Origin of the sequence: Micromonospora sp. C41 (assembly GCF_018070485.1) — a bacterium.
GTDB classification, from domain to species: Bacteria; Actinomycetota; Actinomycetes; order Mycobacteriales; family Micromonosporaceae; genus Micromonospora; species Micromonospora chalcea.
In genome coordinates this window covers 244,137-264,422 of sequence record NZ_JAGPXP010000003.1, presented here as the reverse complement: position 1 = coordinate 264,422, position 20,286 = coordinate 244,137, and the positions used below count along the sequence as shown (strand labels likewise).

Sequence of the window (20,286 nt, the reverse complement as noted above, 5' to 3'; positions counted from 1 at the left end):
GCCCGCTCAGTCCGCCCGGCCGCCGACCCGGCGCAGCAACAGGTCCTGCAGGTGGGTCAGCGGCGTGTCGCCGTCGCCGGTACGCCGGTGCCAGGTGCCGTCGGCGGCCAGCTCGAACGCGTCCACGTCGGGGTCGAACGCGGCGGTGAGGACGTGGTCCAGCTCGGCGCGGGCCACCGGATCGCTCACCTGCACCAGCGCCTCGACCCGGCGGTCCAGGTTGCGGTGCATCAGGTCGGCCGAGCCCATCCAGAACTCGGCGTCGCCGTTGTTGCCGAACCGGAAGATCCGGGAGTGCTCCAGGAACCGGCCGAGAATCGAGCGGACCCGGATGTTCTCCGACAGCCCCGGCACGCCCGGCCGCAGCGTGCACATGCCCCGGATCAGCAGGTCCACGTGCACGCCGGCCCGCGACGCCCGGTAGAGCGCGTCGGTGATCTCCTCGTCCACCAGGGAGTTCACCTTGAACTGCACCAGCCCCGGCATGCCCAGCCGGACGTGCTCGATCTCCCTGTCGATGCGCTCGATCAGGCCGCTGCGGATGCCCTGCGGCGCCACCAGCAGCCGCCGGTACGCGGTCTGCCGGCTGTAGCCGGTGAGCACGTTGAACAGGTCGGTCAGGTCGGCGCCGATCTCCGGGTCGGCGGTGAGCATGCCGAAGTCCTCGTAGAGCCTTGCCGTCTTCGGGTGGTAGTTGCCGGTGCCGATGTGGCAGTACCGGCGGATCTGGTTGCCCTCCTGGCGTACCACGAGCGCGGTCTTGCAGTGCGTCTTGAGGCCCACCAGGCCGTACACCACGTGGCAGCCGGCCCGTTCCAGCGTGCGCGCCCAGCCGATGTTCGCCACCTCGTCGAAGCGCGCCTTCAGCTCCACCAGCACCACCACCTGCTTGCCGGCGGCGGCCGCGTCGACCAGCGCGTCCACGATCGGGGAGTCGCCGCTGGTGCGGTAGAGCGTCTGCTTGATGGCGAGCACGTTCGGGTCGGCCGCGGCCTGCTCGACGAAGCGCTGCACGCTGGTGGCGAACGAGTGGTACGGGTGGTGCACCAGCACGTCGCCGTCGCGCAGCGTGGCGAAGACGCTGCGCGGCACCTCGCCCTCGGCCAGGCGCGGATGGGTGGCCGGCACGAACGACGGGTCCTTCAGGTCGGGCCGGTCCGCCTCGCCGTAGACCTGCCACAGCGCGGACAGGTCGAGCAGCCCGCGTACCCGCAGCACGTCGTGGTCGTCCATGTCCAGCTCGCGGACGAGCAGCTCCAGCATGTGGTCGGAGATGGACGCGGCCACCTCCAGGCGTACCGGCGGACCGAACCGGCGCCGGGCCAGTTCCCGCTCCAGCGCCTGGAGCAGGTCCTCGTCGCGGTCCTCGTCCACCTCGACCTCGGCGTTGCGGGTCACCCGGAACAGGTGGCACTCGACCACCTGCATGCCGGAGAAGAGCTGGCCGAGGTGCACCGAGATGAGGTCCTCCACCGGCAGGAACCGCACGCCCGGCTGCTCCCGGTGGACCCGGACGAACCGGGGCACGTTGTTCGGCACCTTGACCCGGGCGAACAGCTCCGAGCCGCCGTCCGGGTCGCGTACCGAGACGGCCAGGTTCAGCGACCGGCCGGAGATGTACGGGAACGGGTGCGCCGGGTCGACCGCCAGCGGGGTGAGCACCGGGAAGATGTGCTCCCGGAACCAGGTGCGCAGCCGCTCCCGCTCGGCGTCGTCCAGGTCGCTCCAGCGCAGGATGCGGATGTCCTCGGCGGCGAGCTTCGGCAGCACGTCGTCGACCAGGCAGGCGGCGTGCCGGGCGACCAGGCCGGCGGCCTTCTCGGTGACGAGTTCGAGCTGGGTGCGCAGCGGCAGCCGGTCGCCGCCGCGCACCGGCAGGCCAGCGGAGAGGCGGCGCTTCAACCCGGCCACCCGGACCATGTAGAACTCGTCCAGGTTGCTGGCGAAGATGGCCAGGAACTTCGCCCGTTCCAGCAGCGGGGTGCGCGGGTCCTCGGCGAGCGCCAGCACCCGGGCGTTGAAGTCGAGCCAGGACAGCTCCCGGTTGAGGAAGCGGTCCTCCGGCAGCGGCTGCGCCGGTGGCGACCCGGCGTCCGGGCCGGTCTCGTCCGGGCCCTCGACCGGGTCGAGCGGCTCGTCCAGCCCGGTGGCGCCGGCCGCGTCCGGGTCGGCGCCGAGGCGCTCCTCCGGGGGCCGGGGCTGGCGGAACCGCCCGTCCGGGCCGCGGCTGGGGCGGCCGTTGCGGGGCGGGCCGGGGTCGAGGATCGGCGGCGGGCCGTCGGGGTGCTCGCGAGGGGTGCTCACCACCTCATGATTCCCCGATAAGGGTGAACGGAAAATGAACTCCGGCCAGGTTGTTCACGCCATGGTCGGCAAGGTCACCCGGACGACCTCGCCGTCGGCGTCCCGCTCGATCCGGACACGCTGCCCCAATCGGAGCAGCCGCAGCCCGGAGGCGTCGAACGCGCGGGCCGGGAACGCCAGCTCGGTGCCGTCGTCGAGCAGCAGCACGCCGCTGCGGGTCGACGCGTCGTAGGTGGCCACGGTGCCCTGCATGCCAGCACCGTACCGGACTTCGGCCCCGGCCAGCAGCGCCGCTGTGCGTGGCCCCAGACCCAGCCCGGCGGCGGCGGCCAGGTCCGCCGGAGTGTCCACGTCCCGGCGCAGGCTGGGCCAGTCACCGGCCAGCGGCAGCGCCCCGCTCGCCGCGTGGGCGGCGGCCGAGCCGGGCCCGAACCGCGGCGCCAGCGGCACCCCGGCCGGCGCGGCCAGCAGCACGGTGCCACCGCCGGGTGCGTCCGCGACGTACCCGCGTACCCCCTGGGTGGCCCGCAGCGCGGCGGCCAGCTCGGCCGGTCGCAGCGCGGGCAGGTCGGCGGTCAGGCCGGCCACGGCGGCGCGCGGCCCGGCGACGGCCGCGCCGTGCCGGAACGCCGCGTTCAGCCCGGCGCCCGGATCGGCGGCGACCCGGGCGCCCGCCGCGTCCGCCGCCGCGCGCACCCGCGCGTCGTCGGTCACCACGAGCACCCCGGCGACCGCCGGGCACGCCCGCGCCGCGCGCAGCGTGTCGGCCGCCAGGGCCAGCGCCAGCTCCTCATGGGGTACGCCGGGCAGCGCGCCCCGCAGCCGGCTCTTCGCCGCTCCCAGGCGCTTCACCGGCATCACCACGGTCCAGCGGGCCTCAGACACGCCGACCATCCTGCCAGCGGGAGCGCCGGTACCCGCACTGGCCGCAGCGGGGGCGAACAGGCATGATTCTGTGCCGGGGCGCGTGGGCGGATCGAGGAGGCACTGTGGCACGGCGGAGGCTGGGGTTCTGGCGACGGCTCGCCGTGGTGCTGGTGAAGCCGCTGATGACGGTCTGGACCCGGCGCACCTGGCGGGGCATGGAGCACCTGCGCGGCGACGGCGGCGTGATCCTCGTGCCGAACCACATCTCGCACGCCGACCCGCTCGTGGTCGCCCACTACATCTACGACGCCGGGCGCTGGCCGCGTTTCCTCGGCAAGGCCAGCGTGTTCCGGGTGCCGGTGGTCGGCGCGATCCTGCACCGCTGCCAGCAGATCCCTGTCGAACGGGGCACCGTCGAGGCGGTCAAGTCGCTGGACAAGCTGGTCGCCGCGCTGGCCGAGGGGGGCGCCGTGGTGATCTACCCGGAGGGCACCACCACCCGGGAGCCGGACCTGTGGCCGATGAAGGGCAAGACCGGCGCGGCCCGGCTGGCGCTCGCGACCGGTGCCCCGGTGGTCCCGATCGCCATGGTCGGCCCGGAGCGGATGTTCGACCCGCGTACGGCGCGGTTCGGACTGCGCCCGCGTACCCCGGTGACGGTGGTCGCCGGCCCGCCGGTGGACCTGAGCCCCTGGGCCGGCGCCACGCCGACCCGGCCGATCCTGGAGGAGATGACGGACACCATCATGCTGCGCATCCGGGATCTGGTCGCGGAGATCCGTGGCGGCACACCACCGCCGCTCTGGCAGCGGCCCGCCCGCACCGGCATCCGGGAGGCCGGCGAATGAGCGGGCACGTGGCGGTGCTGGGCGCCGGGTCCTGGGGGACCGCGTTCGCCAAGATCCTCGCCGACGCCGGGCGGGACGTCACAGTGCTGGCCCGCCGCGCCGCCGTGGCCGAGGCGATCCGGACCGGCCGGGAGAACCCGGAGTACCTGCCGGGCGTGCGCCTGCCGGAGCGGGTGACCGCCACCGGCGACGCCGCCGAGGCGATCGAGGGCGCCGAGGTGGTGGTGCTCTCGGTGCCGTCGCAGACGCTGCGCGGCAACCTCGCCGACTGGACGCCGTACGTGGCGCCGGACGCCACGCTCGTGTCGCTGATGAAGGGCATCGAGCTGGGCACCACCAAGCGGATGAGCCAGGTGATCATGGAGACCGCCGGGGTGCCCGCCGACCGGGTGGTGGTCGTCTCCGGGCCCAACCTGGCCCCGGAGATCGCCGCCGAGCAGCCGGCCGCGACGGTGGTCGCCGGCACCGACAGCCGGCGTACCGCGCTGGTGCAGGCGTCCATCCGGACCCCGTACTTCCGCCCGTACACGAACGACGACGTGATCGGCTGCGAGCTGGGCGGCGCGGTGAAGAACGTGATCGCGCTGGCGTACGGCATCGCCACCGCGATGGGCTTCGGCGACAACACCCGGGCCATGCTGATGACCCGGGGGCTGGCCGAGACCGCCCGGCTGGGCGTGGCGCTCGGCGCCGACCCGATCACGTTCGCCGGGCTGGCCGGCATGGGCGACCTGGTCGCCTCCTGCTCGTCTCCGATGGCCCGTAACCGCACCTTCGGCGAGCACCTCGGCCGGGGGGAGTCGCTGGAGCAGGCCCAGGCGGCCACCCGGCAGACCGCCGAGGGCGTCAAGAGCTGCCTGGCCATCCGCGACCTGGCCCGCGCGCACGGGGTCGAGATGCCGATCACCGAGCAGATCGAGCGGATCTGCCACGAGGGGATGGACCCGCGCCTCGCGGTGGACGCGCTGATGAGCCGTACCGCCAAGCCGGAGTCGTACGAGTGAGCGGAGCCGGGATGAGTGGCGAGAACTGGGGCGACGGCACGCGCAGCGTCCACGCCGGACTGCCGGAGGCGGTACCCGGGCAGCCGTTTCTGCCCGGCCCGGTCTTCGCCGCGCCGTACCACCTCGACCCGGAGCGCGGCCCGTCGGCGGCGGCGGACGGGTACGGGCGGCCGGACAACCCGACCCGGCGACTGCTGGAGACGGCGATCGGCGAGCTGGAGGGCGCCGACTGCCGCGTCTTCGCCAGCGGCCAGGCCGCCATCACCGGGCTGCTGCTGACGGTGCTGCGACCCGGCGACACCGTGCTGCTGCCCGCCGACGGCTACTACTCGGTGCGCTCGTTCGCCTCGGGCACGCTGGAGCAGCTCGGCGTACGGGTGACGCTGGTGCCGACCGCCGGGCCGTACCCGTCGTTCGACGGCGTGCGGCTGGTGCTGCTGGAGACCCCGGCGAACCCCGGCCTGGACGTCGTCGACGTGCGGGCGGTGGCCGCCGCCGCGCACGCCGCCGGGGCGCTGGTGGCGGTGGACAACACCACCGCGACGCCGCTCGGGCAGCGCCCGCTGGACCTCGGCGCGGACGTGGTGGTCGCCTCCGGCACCAAGGCGCTGACCGGCCACTCGGATCTGCTGCTGGGCTATCTGGCCACCCGCGACGCCGGGCTGCGGGACGCGGCGACCACCTGGCGCAACGCCACCGGTGGGGTGCCCGGCGCGTTCGACTGCTGGCTGGCCCACCGGTCACTGGCCACGCTCGACCTGCGGCTGGCCCGGCAGACCGCCAACGCGCGGGCGCTGGCCGACCTGCTCGCGGCCCGGCCGGACGTGACCGGGGTGCGCTGGCCCGGACGGCCGGACGACCCGGCGTACCCGGTCGCGTCGGCACAGATGCGGCGCGTGCCGGGCGTGGTCTCGTTCGACCTGGGCGACGAGGGCCGGGTGGCCCGGTTCCTCGGCGCCTCCCGGCTGGTGGCCGCCGCCACCTCGTTCGGCGGGCTGCACAGCACCGCCGACCGGCGCGCCCAGTGGGGCGACGCCACGCCGCCCGGCTTCGTGCGGTTCTCCTGCGGCATCGAGGACACCGCCGATCTGCTCGCCGACGTGGCGGCCGCGCTGGACGCGGCGGGCTGACGGCGCGACGCCCGCTGGGCTATCGTGACGGGCAGCCACGGCCCGTGCGGCCCCGACCCGAGGAGGTGAGTCCGATCCCCCAGCAGAGGACCGGCGTTCCCTCCGAGTCCGCGTCGCCCAGGAGCTGAGGCGACGCCGGGAGCGCCGACGAGCGCTTCCCGAAAGGCCTGCCATGGCATCCACCGTGTTCACTCCCGATCGTCCGGCCCTCGTCCGCCGGCTGCGCGCCGCCGGTTGCGTCTTCGCCGAGGACGAGGCGGAACTGCTGATCGCCGCCGCCGACTCGGCGCAGGCGTTGACCCGGCTGGTCGACCGTCGCGTCGCCGGCCTGCCGCTGGAACATCTGCTCGGCTGGGCCGAGTTCTGCGGCCGGCGGATCGCCGTCCACCCGGGTGTGTTCGTGCCGCGCGGCCGGACCGCCCTGCTCGTCGACGCCGCGACGGCGCTGGCCGGGCCGGCCCCCGCGGTGCTCGACCTGTGCTGCGGCTCCGGCGCCGCCGCCGTGGTGCTGCACGAGCGGCTGACGCCGCGCTGGCTGGCCGCCGCCGACATCGACCCGGTGGCGGTGGCCTGCGCCCGGCGCAACCTCGAACCACTGGGCGTCCCGGTCTACGAGGGCGACCTGTTCGACGCGCTGCCGGCCGGCCGGCGCGGGACGCTGGACCTGGTGGTGGCGAACGCGCCGTACGTGCCGACCGCCGCGGTGACCTCGCTGCCGGCCGAGGCGCGCCTGTACGAGGCGCCGGTGGCGCTGGACGGCGGCACGGACGGCCTGGCCGTGCTGCGCCGGGTCGCCTCCGGCGCGGCCGAGTGGCTCGCCCCGGGCGGGCATGTGGTGGTCGAGGTGAGCGTCGCGCAGGCCCCGGAGTTGTGCGCCGTGTTCACCGCCGCCGGGCTGGAGCCGGCGGTGGTCCGCGACGAGGAACGCGAGGCGACAGCGGTGACCGCCCGCCGTCCCGGCTGACCGCGGCGGGGGAGTCCCGGCTGATCGCGGTGGGGGAGTCCCGCCGGGGGCGTGGCGGGTGGGCCGGACGGGAACTAGCCTCGGGTCAGGCGCGGCGGGAGGCGGTGGCGGTGGGCAGCGCAGGTGTGCCGGTGGTGGTGGGGCTGGACAACGGGGGCACGAGCGACAACGCCACTGTGCTGACCGTCGACGGCCGGTTCCTGGTGGACGGGCTGCTGGAGATCCCGAGTGACGTGGGCGCCGGGCCGGAGGCGGCGGTGGAGGCGCTGGCGCGGGCGTTCGACGGCGTGCTCGCCCACACCGGCGTGCCCCGCGACCTGGTACGCGCGGTCGGGCTGGACACGCCCGGCCCGGCCAGCGCCACCGGGGTCATCTCCTCGCGGGGCTCCACCAACTTCTCCCAGCCGGCCTGGCGCGGCTTCGACGTGCGTACCGCGCTGGAGCGGCGGCTCGGCCTGCCGGTGGTGTACGCCAACGACGGCAACGCCGCCGCGCTCTACGCCCACCACGTGCACTTCGGCGCGGACGCGATGGCCCGGTCCTCGGTGGCCGCGATCGTCGGCACCGGGCTCGGCGGGGGTGTGGTGGAGTCCGGGCGGGTGGTCGGCGGCGCGGCCGGCATGGCCGGCGAGTTCGGGCACGTGCACATCCCGCTGGACGGCCTGGTCGAGCCGGACCAGGCGGCGCCGGTCTGCGCGTGCGGCTTCACCGGTGACGCGGAGAGCGTCGCCTCGCTGACCGCGATCCGGCGCAACCTGCTGCCGTACTGGCTGGCCCGGCATCCGGAGCATCCGCTGGCCGCGGAGGAGCCGGACCGGGCCGCGAAGCTGCTGCGCGGCTACGGCGAGCGGGGCGACCCGCTGGCCCGCCAGGTGTTCGGCCAGCAGGCGCGGGCGCTGGGGCGGCTGTTCACCATCGCGGCCAACTTCACCGACCCGCACGCGTACTTCGTCGGCGGGGGCGTGGTGGAGGCGGCGCCGGAGTTCCGGGACTGGTTCCTCGCCGCTGTCGCCGAGCACACGGTGCTCCGTGCGGAGCAGCGGGCGGTGGCCACCTTCGCCCTGGTGCCGGACCGGGACATGGCCGGGGCGCGTGGGGTGGCCATCGCCGCGCTGGAGGCGGTGCGTGCCGCCGCCGTGGCCGCGCCGCTGCGGCCGGGCGGCGCGTCCGCCTGAGGAGCCGCGGTCAGGGGCGCGGCGGCGCCGCGGTGAACGCGGCCCAGGCGTGCGGCCGGAACACCAGCACCGGGCCGGCCGGGTCCTTGGAGTCGCGGACCGCCACCGAGCCGGGCAGCGGCGCCATCTCCACGCATGCGCCCTCGTCGCCGCTGTGACTGCTCTTGCGCCAGCCGGCCGGTGTCGGGTGCGGACGGTTCGTGCCGTTCATCTGGGTCACCTCTCGTTCAGCAGGCGGAGCAACTGGTCCCGACTGGCCGCCGGGCTCAGCGCCACGGTCCGCAGGTGCTCCATGATCTTGGTGCAGGTACGCAGGTCGCCCGGCCGGTCGAGGATCATCTGCCCGGCGACGGTCTCCACCGAGGCGATGATCGGGTCCTCCGGGTCGGCGAACTCCAGCATGTGCAGCGAGCCCCGGGTGCCGCGGTGGTAACCGGCGGCCAGGGGGATCACCTGCACCGTGATGTTCGGCAGTTCGGCCATCTTCACCAGGTGCTGGAGCTGGGCGGACATGACCGAGGGCCCACCGACCGGGCGCAGCAGCGCGCCCTCGTCGATGATGGCGTCGAGGATCGGCGGCTCGTCCCCGGAGAGCCGCTGCTGGCGGTCCAGCCGTAGCTGCACCCGCTGCTCGACCTGCTCGTCGCTGAGGGTGTGCGGGCCGCCGCGCATCACGCCGCGGATGTAGTCGGCGGTCTGCAGCAGACCGGGCACCACCGACGGCTCGAAGTTCGCGATGCCGGTGGCCTCGGCCTCCAGCGCGATGAAGTCGATGGTGCGGCGGTCCAGCAGGTACGAGTAGGACACCCACCAGCCGGGCTTGCGGGCGTCCTTCGCGAGCTCCACGGCCGCGGCGATCTCGTCCGGGCCCACGCCGTAGCTGGTCAGCAACGCGCGCACGGTGGCGGGACTGATCAGCGTCTGCGCGTTCTCGTAGCGGGACAGCGTGCTCCGGGTGCTGTTGATCTCGTCGGCCGCGGACTCCAGGGTGAGGCCGGCGGCCTCCCGGTGGGTCCGCAGTGCGATGCCGAGCCGTCGGGCCCGGGCGGTCTTCGGCGCCATGCATCGATGGTCGCACATCTGGTGGGAAAATGTGCGTGAGAGAAAGTCGATGAGAGTTGCATTCACGCCCGTGAACCTGTCAACCTGTGACGGCGTCCTCACCGCCGGTTGTCGTGGCGACGGTGGCGGTGAGCGACCGGAGGGGATGGGGCGCGCGGTGGTCGGATTTCTACTCCCCCACGATCCGGCCGCCGCGTGCCCCTGCCGGTCCACGAGATGGGGAGGGGTTCCGCGATGACGGTGACGGCCTGCCGCCTGCGGAGCGGAGGTGGCCGGGAATGACCCGGTTCCTCGTGGTCCTCACCGACGTGCGACCCCCGGACGGCGCCGGGCGCGACGAGCGGACCAGCCCCGAACGCCGACGGCAGGTCGTCGGCGCGAGCAGCCGGGAGGCGGCCGACCGGATCGCCGGCGCGTTCATGGCGCTGGGCATGGTGCGGGCCGGCCGGCAGCGCGTCAAGGTGATCGCGGTCGGCCGCCGGCCCCGGCACCCGGTCTTCTGAGTCGGAGCCACCCTCGTATGGTTACTCCCTGTATATGTCACCTTGACCGTTTGCCACGCGGCTCCGCGTCTCCCCGGGTATCGACCACCCCCGCCGACAACGCACAGTAAGGTCAATCGGGTGAGCGCCACCGGCGAGCACGGCCAGCCGCAGTCGCGACGATGAGGTGACCATGACCACCCCAGGCAAGACCCGTGTGGCGATCGTCTTCGGTGGCCGCAGCCCCGAGCACGGCATCTCCTGCGTCAGCGCCGGCAGCGTGCTGGCCGCGCTCGACCCGGACGAGTTCGAGGTGGTGCCGGTCGGCATCACCCGGCAGGGCCAGTGGGTGCTCGCCGACGGCGAACCGAGCCGGCTCGCCATCACCGACCGGAAGCTCCCGGAGATCACCGCCGGGTCCGGCGCCGAGCTGGTGCTGCGCGCCGACCCGGCCGCGGGCGGCCTGATGGTGCTCGACCCGGCCCAGGGGCCGGTCGCGCTCGCCGACGTGGACGTGGTCTTCCCGGTGCTCCACGGCGCGTACGGCGAGGACGGCACGATCCAGGGAATGCTGGAGATGGCCGACATCCCCTACGTCGGCGCGAACGTGTTCGCCTCCGCCGCGGCCATGGACAAGGAGTTCACCAAGAAGCTCTGCGCCGCCGAGGGCATCCCGGTCGGCCCGTACGCGGTGCTGCGCGCCGGGATGTCGCTGAGCGAGGAGGACAAGGAGCGCCTCGGGCTGCCCGTCTTCGTCAAGCCGTCCCGGGCCGGCTCCTCGTTCGGCATCACCAAGGTCGACGACTGGGCGGACCTGGACGCCGCGCTCGTCACCGCCCGGGAGATCGACAGCAAGGTGCTCGTCGAGGGCGCCGTGGTCGGCCGCGAGATCGAGTGCGGTGTGCTGGAGGGCGAGGCCGGCGGCGCGCCGGAGGCCTCGGTGCTCGCCGAGGTGCGGATGATCGGCGACCGCGACTGGTACGACTTCGAGGCCAAGTACATCTTCGCCGACGAGGTCTGCGAGTACGACGTACCGGCCGACCTGCCCGAGCCGGTCGCGCGGCAGGTGCGCGACTACGCCACCCGGGCCTTCACCGCGCTCGACTGCTCCGGCCTGGCCCGGGTCGACTTCTTCGTGACCCCGCAGATGGACGTCTACCTCAACGAGATCAACACGATGCCGGGCTTCACCCCGACGTCGATGTTCCCGCGGATGTGGTCGGCCAGCGGGCTGGAGTACCCGAAGCTGGTCAACCGGCTGATCCGTACCGCCCTGCACCGCCGCGCCGGCCGCTGAACCGGCCGGCCGGGCGTCAGGCGGAGCAGCCCGAGGGGGCCTGCTTCGCCGAGGGCACGGAGCTGACGATGGTGTCGGAGATCGTCGTCACCCACTGCAGCGGCGGCTCGTACGACTTCGGCACCCGCACCCGGATCGGCGTCTCCCGGTCGACGGTGGTCAGCACCGTGGCGTCGGCCTCCTCGGCCGCGTGCCAGCAGACCTTGTTCACCGTCCACACCTCGTCGGTGGGCGGGAACTGCGCCGGGCTGCCGCCGCAGGCCACCGTCAGCGCCGGGTCGCCGTACGCGGCGTTCTGCTCCGGGCCCGCGGTGACCGGACGCTGCGGCAGGTCACGCACGCTGTCCGGAAGCTGCGACATCAGGGCACGGCAGAGTACGGTCGGGCGCTCGGCCAGCGCCGGGGCGGCCATCTCGACCGGCGCGCTCGACTGTGCCCGGGGGCTCGCCGACGCGCTCGGCCCGGCGTCCGGCGACTCCGGGGCCAGCTTGGCGAACGTGAACCCGGCCACCGCCACCGTCACCGGCACGGCGACCAGAGTCGCCCAGAGCGCGGCGCGGCGGGTGGAGCGGTCCGGGCGCGGGGAAGTCTTCTCGTCCACTTACAGCCGCACCACCGAACACGTGAGGGTGCGGGTGATGCCGGGCACCATCTGCACCTTGCTGACAATGAGTTTGCCGAGCTCGTCGACGGTGTTCGCCTCGGTGAGCACCACCACGTCGTACGGCCCGGTGACGGCGTCGACCCGTACCACGCCGGCCAGGTCCGCGATCAGACCGGCCACGTCACGCGCCCGGCCGACCTCGGTCTGGATGAGGATGTACGCCTGTACCACGACTCGACCTCCGTCCGTCGCCTCCGGGCGACCCGAAGGGTGAAACTACCGTACTGAGCGGCAGTGATCCCTATCGGTTGCCGGTCGTACGCGGTGAGCGAGCACACGCCGGCGCGGACAGGGGTGGAACGTGCGCAACGACGCAGCGGATCGAGGGGACGGCATGACGGTCACGGATGTCGGCGAGTTCGGGCTGATCGACCGGGTGACCGCCCGGCTGGCACAGGGACAGAGCTGCCTGCTCGGCCCCGGCGACGACGGCGCGGTGGTGGCGGCGCCGGACCGGCGGGTGGTCGCATCGACCGACGTGCTGGTGGAGGGACGGCACTTCCGGCGCGACTGGTCGGCGGCGCGGGACGTGGGACACCGCGCGGCGGCGGCCAACCTCGCCGACATCGCCGCCATGGGCGCCACCCCGACCGCGCTGCTCGTCGCGCTCTGCATGCCGGCCGAGCTGGACCCGGCCTGGGCCGAGGAGCTGGCCGACGGGCTGGGCGCGGAGGCGGCGCTCGTCGGCGCGAGCGTGGTCGGCGGGGACATGTCGGCCAGCCCGACGCTCACCATCGCGGTGACCGCGCTCGGCGACCTGGCCGGGCGGCCACCGGTGGTCCGCTCCGGCGCCCGGCCCGGCGACGTGGTGGCGCTGGCCGGGCGCACCGGCTGGGCGGCGGCGGGCTACACCGTGCTGTCCCGGGGCTTCCGCACGCCCCGGCTGCTGGTCGAGGCGTTCCGCCGCCCGGAGGTGCCGTACGCGGCCGGACCGGCCGCCGCCGCGGCGGGCGCCACCGCCATGATCGACGTGTCGGACGGGCTGCTGGCCGACCTCGGGCACGTGGCCGCCGCCAGTGGCGTGACCGTCGACCTGCGCCGGGAGGCGTTCGAGGTGCCCCGGCAGATGCGCGACGCAGCGGCGGCGCTCGGCGTCGACCCGTACACCTGGATCCTGGCCGGCGGCGACGACCACGCCCTGGCGGCGACGTTCCCGCCCGACGCCGCGCTGCCCGACGGCTGGCGGCCGGTCGGGCGGGTGGCGGCCGGCGCCGGCGTCACCGTCGACGGCGCCGGGTACGACGGCCCGCGCGGCTGGGACCACTTCCGCCGAACGGCGGAGTGATCTGCGTCCGACCCCCGGCCGCCGGGCCGGGCGGGGGTCGGAGGCGGTCGTAACCTGGCACGGTGAGCGAGATCGAGATCCGGGAGCGGCGCTTCGACGCGCCCGAGTCGCAGGCGCTGATCCGGGCGGCGCTGGCCGACCTCGGCGCCCGTTACGGCGGCAGCGGCGACGACACCCCTGTCGACGCGGCCGAGTTCACCCCGCCGGACGGCGCGTTCCTCGTCGCCTACCTCGACGGGCGTCCGGTGGGCTGCGGCGGCTGGCGCAGCCACGGCGCGGACGGCGACACGGCCGAGTTGAAGCGGATGTACACCGACCCGGCGGCCCGGGGCCGGGGCGTGGCCCGTGCGGTGCTCGGCGCGGTCGAGCGCTCCGCCCGTGACCACGGCCGCAAACGGATCGTGCTGGAGTGCGGCGACAAGCAGCCCGAGGCGATCGCCATGTACACCTCGTCCGGCTACGAGCGGATCCCGAACTTCGGCTACTACAAGGACGCCCCGGGCTGCCTGTCCTACGGCCGCACGCTCTAGCCGACGGTGATGCGGATCTCGTTCGCGGCGCGGCGTGCGGCACTGGCCGCCTCGTCCGGGGTCGCGCCCCAGGCCATCAGGTGCCCGCTGCGGTGCGCCGAGGAGAGCAGTTCCGGCACGGTCTGACCGACCTTCGTCTCGACCTGCACGTCGAGCACGCCCGGCACGCGCAGCGCGTCGCGCTTGCCGTCGACGGCGGTGACCTGTCCGGGCGGCGCGATCAGGAACTCGATGGCCGCCGCGCCGGTCGGCCGCGCCGGCAACGCCGGCCGTTCGCCGCGCAGCACCCGCAGGTACGCCTCGATGACGTCGCGCTCGTAGGCGATCGAGATCAGCGCGGTGATCATGTCGCCGGGCATCCGGGCCGCGCACTCCACCAGCGTCGGCACGCCGTCGACGAGGATCCACTCGCTGTGCAGCATGCCGCTGCGGAAGCCGGCCGCCTCGGCGAGGCGTACCGCGGCGGCGCGCAGCGCGTCGTGCTCGGTGGCGGGCAGCGCGGACGGCACGGTGTGGCCGGTCTCGACCGGGTACCGGCCGCCGGCGATCCGCTTGTCGGTGACGTTAGCGAAGATCACCTCGCTGTCGGCGACCAGCAGCTCGACACTGTGCTCGGAGCCGACCAGCAGTTCCTCCACCAGCACGCCGGTGGGCAGGCCGCGCTCGGTGGCCTCGGCCGGGTCCGGCGGCGCGGCGCTCGCCGCCCAGCGGGCGGGCACCTCGGCCGGGTCGGTGATCAGCTGCACGCCCAGGCTGCCGGAACGGCGGGTGGGCTTGAGCACGCACCGGCCGCCGTGCGCCCGCGCGAACTTTACCGCCCGCGCCGGGTCGTCGACCAGCTCGTAGACGGGGTTGGCCAGTCCGATCCGGTCGGCGAGCAGCCGCATCCGGTGCTTGTCGGAGAAGATGTCAGCGGCCTCCGCCCCGGCGCCGGGCAACCCGAGCCGCTCGGCGAGCCGGGCGGCGGCGCCGACCGCGTACTCCAGGCCGGGCAGGACCAGCCGGGCGTCGGCCAGGGCGGGCTCGCGGGCGAGCAGGGCGTCGGCGTCGAAGCCGGTCTGGTACTCGGCCTCGACCAGTCGCCCGATCATCGGCAGCCGCTCGGCGAACCGGGCCAGGTCGCGGCGGGCGATCACGTCCGGCTCCTCGACCAGTACCACGGTGCCGGCCGGCAGTTGCTGGTCGAACCAGCTCAGTGAGCCGAACGACGCGCCCACCACCACCAGTTGCTCGCGACCCAGATCGAGGTCCACCGGTCACCCTCCCCACGGCTCGCGCCGGAACCGGACGGCCGGCGCAGCAGCACCCTAACCGGCCCGTACCAGCCGGTCGCCGTACGGTCGGTCAGGTGTGCGGCGCGGGTCGGTGGATACGACAGAAGCCGGCGGATCCCGAGGGATCCGCCGGCGACCGACGATGTTCGGTGGCGCTACCGCGTCAGGCGCGGGTGACCTTGCCGGCCTTGATGCACGAGGTGCAGACCTTCAACTTCTTGGTGTTGCCGCCACCGGCCGGGGTGCGCACCGACTGGATGTTCGGGTTCCAGCGGCGGTTGGTCCGCCGGTGCGAGTGGGACACGTTGTGGCCGAAGCCCGGCCCCTTGCCACAGACGTCGCACACGCTAGCCACGGGATACTCCTGGGATTGAAACGTTCATGAGGTCGCCGCCAGGCGCTGCCCGGGCAACCTGGTCAGGTTACCCGATGACAGTCGGTACGCCCAACCGGCCCTTTCGCGAGCCCACCCAGCGTACCGGCGACCCGGCCGGGCCGGCGGGCGGGGCGGACACGCGGCGGACGACCCCGGCGCGTGTCGGTGCGCGCCAGTAGGCTTCCCGACGTGCTGGAGACCCTCGACGCCGCAGCGGTGCGCCGCTGGTGCGCGAGCGGGCTGGCCGCCCTCCGGCGGCACCAGGGCGAGATCGACGAGCTGAACGTCTACCCGGTGCCCGACGGCGACACCGGCACCAACCTGGTCCTCACGCTGACCTCGGCCCAGCAGGCCCTGGCCATGGACCTCGGCACCCTCCCCGACGACGGGCACACCCCGCACGGGCACGCGCTGCGGCTGATGGCCCGGGGCGCGCTGCTCGGGGCGCGCGGCAACTCCGGGGTGATCGTCTCGCAGATCCTGCGCGGCCTCGCCGACACGCTCGCCGCCGCTCCCGCAGTGGGCGGGCGGCAACTCGCCGACGCGCTGGCCGACGCCACCACAGCCGCCTACGCCGCGGTCGCCCGGCCGGTCGAGGGCACGCTGCTCAGCGTGGTCGCCGCGGCGGCCCACGCGGCCCGTCTCGCGGACAGCGACGACCTGCGCACAGTGGCCCGGGCCGCGGCCGAGGCGGCGGCGCACGCGCTGGCGCGTACCCCCGAGCAGTTGCCGGAGCTGGCCCGCGCGGGCGTGGTCGACGCCGGTGGGCGCGGCCTGTGTCTGCTGCTTGATGCGCTGGTCGAGGTGGTCACGGGGGAGAGCCCGGCGCAGGCGGCGCCCGCGCCGCCCACCCGCCGTCCGCCGGCCACCGCCGTGCGGGAGAGCGGCTCCGACGTGTACGCCTACGAGGTGCAGTACCTGCTCGACGCGGACGACGAGGCGGTGGCCCGGCTGCGCGCCGAGCTGGCAGTGCTCGGCGACTCGCTGGCGATCGTCGGCGACGGCGCCGGCACCTGGAACGTGCACGTGCACGTCAACGACGTCGGGGCGGCGATCGAGGCGGGCGTGGTCGCCGGCCGGCCGCACCGCATCGGCGTGACCCGCTTCGCCGACCAGACCGCCCCGGCGCCCGCGCTGCAGGTGGCGCGCCCGGACGGCCGGGCCGCCGTGGTGGTGGCCACCGGCGCGGGCATCGCCGAGCTGTTCGCCGCCGAGGGCGCCGTGGTGGTGCCGGCCAACCCGTCCACCGGTGAGCTGCTGAACGCGATCCGGGCCACCGGCGCCGCCCGGGTGGTGGTGCTGCCGAACGACCCGAACACGCAGTCGGTGGCGAGCGCGGCCGCGAAGGAGGCGTACGGCCTCGGCGTCAAGGTGAGCGTGGTGCCCACCCGTTCCCCGGTGCAGGCGCTCGCGGCGCTCGCAGTACGCGATCCGAAGCGGCGCTTCGAGGACGACGTGATCGCGATGGCCGAGGCGGCCGGCGCCTGCCGGTACGCCGAGGTGTGCCACGCCGCCCGGGAGGCGCTCACCGTCGCCGGCCCGGCCCGCGCGGGTGACGTGCTGGCGCTGGTCGAGGGCGAGGTGCACCTGATCGGGCAGGATCTGACCGACACCTGCATCGCGGTGGTGGACCGGATGCTCGGCGGTGGCGGTGAGCTGGTCACGCTGCTGTGCGGCGCGGATGCGCCGGCCGGGCTGGCCGACCGGGTCCGTGAGCATGTCGAGCGGGCCTGGCCGTTCGTCGAGGTGCAGGCGTACGAGGGCGGGCAGCCGCACTATCCGCTCCTGGTGGGGGTCGAATGACGAGCGAGGCGGCCACTGTGGACACGCCGCTGAAGAAGCTGGTCGGCGAGCGCACCGCGAAGGCGTTGGCCGGGCATCTCGACCTGCACACCGCGGGCGACCTGATCTACCACTTCCCGCGCCGGTACGACGAGCGCGGCGAGCACACCGACATCCGCTCGCTCGACGTGGGGGAGCAGGTCACAGTGCTCGCCCAGGTGCAGCGCACCGCCGTGCGCCCGATGCGCCAGCGGCGCGGCAACCTGCTGGAGGTCACCGTCGGCGACGGCTCCGGCGGCGTGCTCACCTGCACGTTCTTCGGCAACCAGGCGTGGCGGGAGCGGGAGCTGCGGCCCGGCCGGTGGGGGTTGTTCGCCGGCAAGGTGACCGAGTTCCGGGGCAAGCGGCAGCTCAACGGCCCGGAGTACGTCCTGCTGGGCGAGGGCGGCGAGGGCGAGGCGGCGGCGAACGAGGAGGTCGAGGAGTTCGCCGGTGCCCTGATCCCGGTCTACCCGGCCGCGGCGGCGGTACCGACCTGGGTGATCGCCCGCTGCGTGCGCGTCGTGCTGGACACGTTCACCCCGCCGGACGACCCGCTGCCGGCCACCGTGCGGGCCACCCGCAACCTGGCCGACATCGGCACCGCGCTGCGCGAGATCCACCGTCCGACCAGCAAGGAGGCGCTCTACCGGGCGCGTCGGCGGCTCAAGTGGGACGAGGCGTTCGCCGTGCAGCTCACGCTGGTGCAGCGCAAGCACCGGGCCGCGGCGTGGCCGGCGCGGGCCCGGCCGGCGAAGGCGGGCGGCCTGCTCGACGCGTTCGACGCCCGGCTGCCGTACGAGCTGACCTCCGGCCAGCAGGTCGTCGGGCGGGAGATCGCCGCCGACCTGGCCGCCGCGCACCCGATGCACCGGCTGCTGCAGGGCGAGGTGGGCTCCGGCAAGACCGTGGTGGCGCTGCGCGCCATGCTCCAGGTCGTCGACGCCGGTGGGCAGGCCGCGCTGCTCGCGCCGACCGAGGTGCTCGCCGCCCAGCACCACCGGGGCATCCTCGACCTGCTCGGCCCGCTCGGCCGGGCCGGTGAGCTGGGCGCCGCCGAGGACGCCACCCGGGTGGAGTTGATCACCGGCTCGCTCGGCGCGGCGGCCCGGCGCCGGGCGCTGGCCGAGGTGGCCGAGGGGCGGGCCGGCATCGTGCTCGGCACGCACGCGCTGCTCTACGAAGGCGTCGACTTCCACGACCTGGGCCTGGTGGTGGTGGACGAGCAGCACCGCTTCGGCGTGGAGCAGCGCGACGCGCTGCGCGCCAAGGCCGACCAGCCGCCGCACGTGCTGGTGATGACGGCCACCCCGATTCCGCGCACGGTGGCCATGACCGTCTACGGCGATCTGGAGACCTCCACGCTGTCCCAGCTTCCGCAGGGTCGCTCGCCGATCGCCTCGCACGTCGTACCGGCCGCCGAGAAGCCCGCGTTCCTCGACCGGGCCTGGCGCCGGCTGCGCGAGGAGGTCGCGAAGGGCCACCAGGCGTACGTGGTGTGCCCGCGCATCGGTGAGGGTCCGGTGTCGGACGAGGAGGCGCCGCGGGAGGACGACAACGGCCGCCGCCCGCCGCTGGCGGTGACCGAGGTGGCCCCGCTGCTGGCCGAGGGGCCCCTGCACGGGCTGCGGATCGGGGTGCTGCACGGGCGGCTGCCCGCCGACGAGAAGGACGCGGTGATGCGCGCGTTCGCCGACGGCGAGCTGGACGTGCTGGTCGCGACCACAGTGGTCGAGGTCGGCGTGAACGTGCCGAACGCGACGGTGATGATCGTGCTGGACGCCGACCGCTTCGGCGTCTCCCAGCTGCACCAGTTGCGCGGCCGGGTCGGCCGGGGCTCGGCCGCCGGTCTGTGCCTGCTGGTCACCGAGGCGGTCGAGGGCTCGTCGGCGCGGGAACGGCTGGACGCGGTCGCCTCCACCACCGACGGGTTCAAGCTGGCCGAACTCGACCTGGAACAGCGCCGCGAGGGCGACGTGCTCGGCGCGACCCAGTCCGGCCGGCGCTCGCACCTGCGGCTGCTGTCGCTCAGACGCGACGCCGAGCTGATCCGCGACGCGCGGGCCGAGGCGATCGAACTGGTCGAGGAGGACCCGGACCTGACCCGGCACCCGGCGCTCGCGGCCTCGGTGGCCGCGCTCGTCGACGAGGAACGCGCCGAATACCTGGAGAAGGGCTGACGGCGGGCCGGTGCGGTCGCGGGGCAGCGGCACGCCCGTGGCGTGCCTAGGCTCGCGCAGATGTCGACACCATCACCCGAACGCGGCGTGCTGCTTCTGGCCCGAGGTGACGAGCTCCTGGTGGACCGGGTCGCCGGGGTCGCAGACGAGACGTCCGGCTGGCGCTGCACCCCGGCGACGCGATTCCAGATCGCCTCGATCAGCAAGCAGATGGCGGCAGTGGCGGTGCTGCTGCTCGCCGAGCGGGGCGCGGTGAGCCTGTCCGACCCGGTCGTGCGCCGGCTGCCCGGCACGCCGCCGCCGCAGTGGTCCGGCATCACGCTGCACCACCTGCTCACCCATACCTCGGGGCTCGGGCACTGGGAGGACTACCCGGCGATCGACCTGCACGGGCCGGCCGAACCGGACGAGCTGCTCGACCGGTTCGCCGCGCTGCCGCCACTGTTCCCGCCCGGCGCCGGGTGGCACTACAGCAGTCCCGGCTACGTGCTGCTGGCCCGGACCGTCGAGCAGGTGGCCGACCGGCCGTACGCCGAGTTCCTCGCCGGGGAGGCGTTCGCGCCGCTGGGCATGACCGGCAGCTTCGCCGGTTCCGGCGAGGGGCGGCCGGACGTGGCGACCGGGCACGAGGGCGGCCGGGCGGTGCCGTCCTGGGACCTCGCGACGGTGAGCATGGGCGCGGGTGACGTCTGGTGCACCGGGGCGGACCTGCTCACCTGGCTCGACGTACCGCGCCGGGGGCGGCTGCTCGCCAGGGCCTCGGTGGCGGCGATGACCGCGCCGCACGCGCCCACCGGACGGCCCGACGAGGCGTACGGCTACGGGTTCTTCGTCGGCCCGCTGGCCGGCCGGCGGGCGCTGCACCACTCCGGGGACAACGGTGGCTACAAGGCGTTCGCCGCCTGGCTGCCCGACTCCGACGAGCGGCTCGTCCTGCTGACCAACCAGGCCGAGGTCGACCCGGTCGCGGTCACGTCGGTGCTCGACGCGGTCTGACCGCCCGCGCGCCCTGTGCCGGACCCG

20 protein-coding genes and 1 pseudogene are annotated in these 20,286 nt (G+C 74.7%); 12 read left to right on the top strand and 9 right to left on the bottom strand.

Annotation, left to right across the window (positions count from 1 at the left end; translation table 11 throughout):
• Positions 1-6 precede the first annotated feature (6 nt).
• The 3 genes and pseudogenes from KBX43_RS05285 to cofC all read right to left on the bottom strand — a co-directional run.
• Positions 7-2,304, bottom strand: a complete 2,298-nt coding sequence (locus tag KBX43_RS05285; protein ID WP_369799305.1) for an RNA degradosome polyphosphate kinase — start codon at positions 2,302-2,304, stop codon at positions 7-9.
• A gap of 54 nt (positions 2,305-2,358) precedes the next feature.
• On the bottom strand, positions 2,359-2,556 hold the full coding sequence (locus tag KBX43_RS31340; RefSeq protein WP_043330566.1) for a cold-shock protein: 198 nt from the start codon (positions 2,554-2,556) through the stop codon (positions 2,359-2,361).
• Between the two features lie 21 nt (positions 2,557-2,577).
• A pseudogene (cofC, locus tag KBX43_RS31335) lies at positions 2,578-3,198 on the bottom strand (2-phospho-L-lactate guanylyltransferase); the annotation flags it as partial.
• Positions 3,199-3,293: 95 nt separating this feature from the next.
• Between cofC and KBX43_RS05275 the strand changes: the two are divergent.
• From KBX43_RS05275 to KBX43_RS05255, 5 genes are all read left to right on the top strand, one after another.
• On the top strand, positions 3,294-4,019 hold the full coding sequence (locus KBX43_RS05275) for a 1-acyl-sn-glycerol-3-phosphate acyltransferase (protein ID WP_043325959.1): 726 nt from the start codon (positions 3,294-3,296) through the stop codon (positions 4,017-4,019).
• Positions 4,016-5,023: an NAD(P)H-dependent glycerol-3-phosphate dehydrogenase gene (locus KBX43_RS05270; RefSeq protein ID WP_030500847.1), complete on the top strand. Its 1,008-nt coding sequence runs from the start codon at positions 4,016-4,018 to the stop codon at positions 5,021-5,023. Before KBX43_RS05275 ends, KBX43_RS05270 begins: the two co-directional genes overlap by 4 nt.
• A gap of 11 nt (positions 5,024-5,034) precedes the next feature.
• Entirely contained in the window at positions 5,035-6,153 is a 1,119-nt protein-coding gene (locus tag KBX43_RS05265; protein WP_043325958.1) for a cystathionine gamma-lyase, read from the top strand.
• A gap of 172 nt (positions 6,154-6,325) precedes the next feature.
• Positions 6,326-7,117 carry a putative protein N(5)-glutamine methyltransferase gene (locus tag KBX43_RS05260; protein ID WP_043325957.1) on the top strand — a complete coding sequence of 264 codons (792 nt, stop codon included), beginning with the start codon at positions 6,326-6,328 and terminating at the stop codon, positions 7,115-7,117.
• Between the two features lie 110 nt (positions 7,118-7,227).
• Positions 7,228-8,292, top strand: a complete 1,065-nt coding sequence (locus KBX43_RS05255; protein WP_043330564.1) for an ROK family protein — start codon at positions 7,228-7,230, stop codon at positions 8,290-8,292.
• A gap of 10 nt (positions 8,293-8,302) precedes the next feature.
• Here KBX43_RS05255 and KBX43_RS05250 read toward each other — a convergent pair whose 3' ends face one another.
• A complete protein-coding gene (locus tag KBX43_RS05250) occupies positions 8,303-8,503 on the bottom strand; it encodes a DUF397 domain-containing protein (RefSeq protein WP_064447251.1) in 201 nt (66 codons plus the stop codon).
• A 5-nt stretch (positions 8,504-8,508) separates the two neighbouring features.
• Positions 8,509-9,354 carry a helix-turn-helix transcriptional regulator gene (locus KBX43_RS05245; protein ID WP_043325956.1) on the bottom strand — a complete coding sequence of 282 codons (846 nt, stop codon included), beginning with the start codon at positions 9,352-9,354 and terminating at the stop codon, positions 8,509-8,511.
• A 278-nt stretch (positions 9,355-9,632) separates the two neighbouring features.
• Between KBX43_RS05245 and KBX43_RS05240 the strand changes: the two genes are divergently transcribed.
• Complete coding sequence (locus tag KBX43_RS05240; RefSeq protein WP_064447019.1) at positions 9,633-9,857, top strand: hypothetical protein; 225 nt, start codon at positions 9,633-9,635, stop codon at positions 9,855-9,857.
• Between the two features lie 172 nt (positions 9,858-10,029).
• Positions 10,030-11,133, top strand: coding sequence for a D-alanine--D-alanine ligase family protein (locus KBX43_RS05235; protein WP_043325953.1), 1,104 nt, complete (start codon positions 10,030-10,032; stop codon positions 11,131-11,133).
• 16 nt (positions 11,134-11,149) lie between these two features.
• On the opposite strand, the gene KBX43_RS05230 is transcribed toward KBX43_RS05235, so the two are convergent.
• A complete protein-coding gene (locus KBX43_RS05230; protein WP_043325952.1) occupies positions 11,150-11,734 on the bottom strand; it encodes a DUF3515 family protein in 585 nt (194 codons plus the stop codon).
• Entirely contained in the window at positions 11,735-11,968 is a 234-nt protein-coding gene (locus KBX43_RS05225; protein ID WP_013284547.1) for an Lrp/AsnC ligand binding domain-containing protein, read from the bottom strand.
• 163 nt (positions 11,969-12,131) lie between these two features.
• Here KBX43_RS05225 and KBX43_RS05220 point away from each other — a divergent pair, with 163 nt between their 5' ends.
• Complete coding sequence (locus tag KBX43_RS05220; protein WP_210883522.1) at positions 12,132-13,082, top strand: thiamine-phosphate kinase; 951 nt, start codon at positions 12,132-12,134, stop codon at positions 13,080-13,082.
• Positions 13,083-13,144: 62 nt separating this feature from the next.
• A complete protein-coding gene (locus KBX43_RS05215; protein WP_064447021.1) occupies positions 13,145-13,612 on the top strand; it encodes a GNAT family N-acetyltransferase in 468 nt (155 codons plus the stop codon).
• Here KBX43_RS05215 and KBX43_RS05210 read toward each other — a convergent pair.
• Together KBX43_RS05210 and rpmB are read right to left on the bottom strand one after the other, a co-directional pair.
• Positions 13,609-14,865, bottom strand: a complete 1,257-nt coding sequence (locus KBX43_RS05210; protein WP_210883520.1) for an ATP-grasp domain-containing protein — start codon at positions 14,863-14,865, stop codon at positions 13,609-13,611. The genes KBX43_RS05215 and KBX43_RS05210 overlap by 4 nt on opposite strands.
• 184 nt (positions 14,866-15,049) lie before the next feature.
• The gene (gene rpmB, locus KBX43_RS05205) at positions 15,050-15,241 is read right to left on the bottom strand and encodes a 50S ribosomal protein L28 (RefSeq protein WP_011905179.1); all 192 of its coding nucleotides are present in this window, start codon (positions 15,239-15,241) and stop codon (positions 15,050-15,052) included.
• A gap of 210 nt (positions 15,242-15,451) precedes the next feature.
• Here rpmB and KBX43_RS05200 point away from each other — a divergent pair, with 210 nt between their 5' ends.
• Genes KBX43_RS05200 through KBX43_RS05190 form a run of 3 tightly spaced genes read left to right on the top strand, consistent with a single transcriptional unit; the run spans position 15,452 to position 20,259 of the window.
• Complete coding sequence (locus KBX43_RS05200) at positions 15,452-17,065, top strand: DAK2 domain-containing protein (RefSeq protein ID WP_166455546.1); 1,614 nt, start codon at positions 15,452-15,454, stop codon at positions 17,063-17,065.
• On the top strand, positions 17,062-19,263 hold the full coding sequence (recG, locus tag KBX43_RS05195) for an ATP-dependent DNA helicase RecG (RefSeq protein WP_210883518.1): 2,202 nt from the start codon (positions 17,062-17,064) through the stop codon (positions 19,261-19,263). The genes KBX43_RS05200 and recG overlap by 4 nt, the downstream gene beginning before the upstream one ends.
• Positions 19,264-19,323: 60 nt before the next feature.
• On the top strand, positions 19,324-20,259 hold the full coding sequence (locus tag KBX43_RS05190) for a serine hydrolase (protein WP_210883510.1): 936 nt from the start codon (positions 19,324-19,326) through the stop codon (positions 20,257-20,259).
• The last annotated feature ends 27 nt before the right edge of the window (positions 20,260-20,286 follow it).

Coding starts and splice junctions, on each gene's coding strand:
- KBX43_RS31340 (WP_043330566.1), bottom strand. CDS start 2,556: ATGCAGGGCACCGTGGCCACCTACGACGCGTCGACCCGCAGCGGCGTG.
- KBX43_RS05270 (WP_030500847.1), top strand. CDS start 4,016: ATGAGCGGGCACGTGGCGGTGCTGGGCGCCGGGTCCTGGGGGACCGCG.
- KBX43_RS05265 (WP_043325958.1), top strand. CDS start 5,035: ATGAGTGGCGAGAACTGGGGCGACGGCACGCGCAGCGTCCACGCCGGA.
- KBX43_RS05260 (WP_043325957.1), top strand. CDS start 6,326: ATGGCATCCACCGTGTTCACTCCCGATCGTCCGGCCCTCGTCCGCCGG.
- KBX43_RS05250 (WP_064447251.1), bottom strand. CDS start 8,503: ATGAACGGCACGAACCGTCCGCACCCGACACCGGCCGGCTGGCGCAAG.
- KBX43_RS05245 (WP_043325956.1), bottom strand. CDS start 9,354: ATGGCGCCGAAGACCGCCCGGGCCCGACGGCTCGGCATCGCACTGCGG.
- KBX43_RS05240 (WP_064447019.1), top strand. CDS start 9,633: ATGACCCGGTTCCTCGTGGTCCTCACCGACGTGCGACCCCCGGACGGC.
- KBX43_RS05235 (WP_043325953.1), top strand. CDS start 10,030: ATGACCACCCCAGGCAAGACCCGTGTGGCGATCGTCTTCGGTGGCCGC.
- KBX43_RS05220 (WP_210883522.1), top strand. CDS start 12,132: ATGACGGTCACGGATGTCGGCGAGTTCGGGCTGATCGACCGGGTGACC.
- recG (WP_210883518.1), top strand. CDS start 17,062: ATGACGAGCGAGGCGGCCACTGTGGACACGCCGCTGAAGAAGCTGGTC.
- KBX43_RS05190 (WP_210883510.1), top strand. CDS start 19,324: ATGTCGACACCATCACCCGAACGCGGCGTGCTGCTTCTGGCCCGAGGT.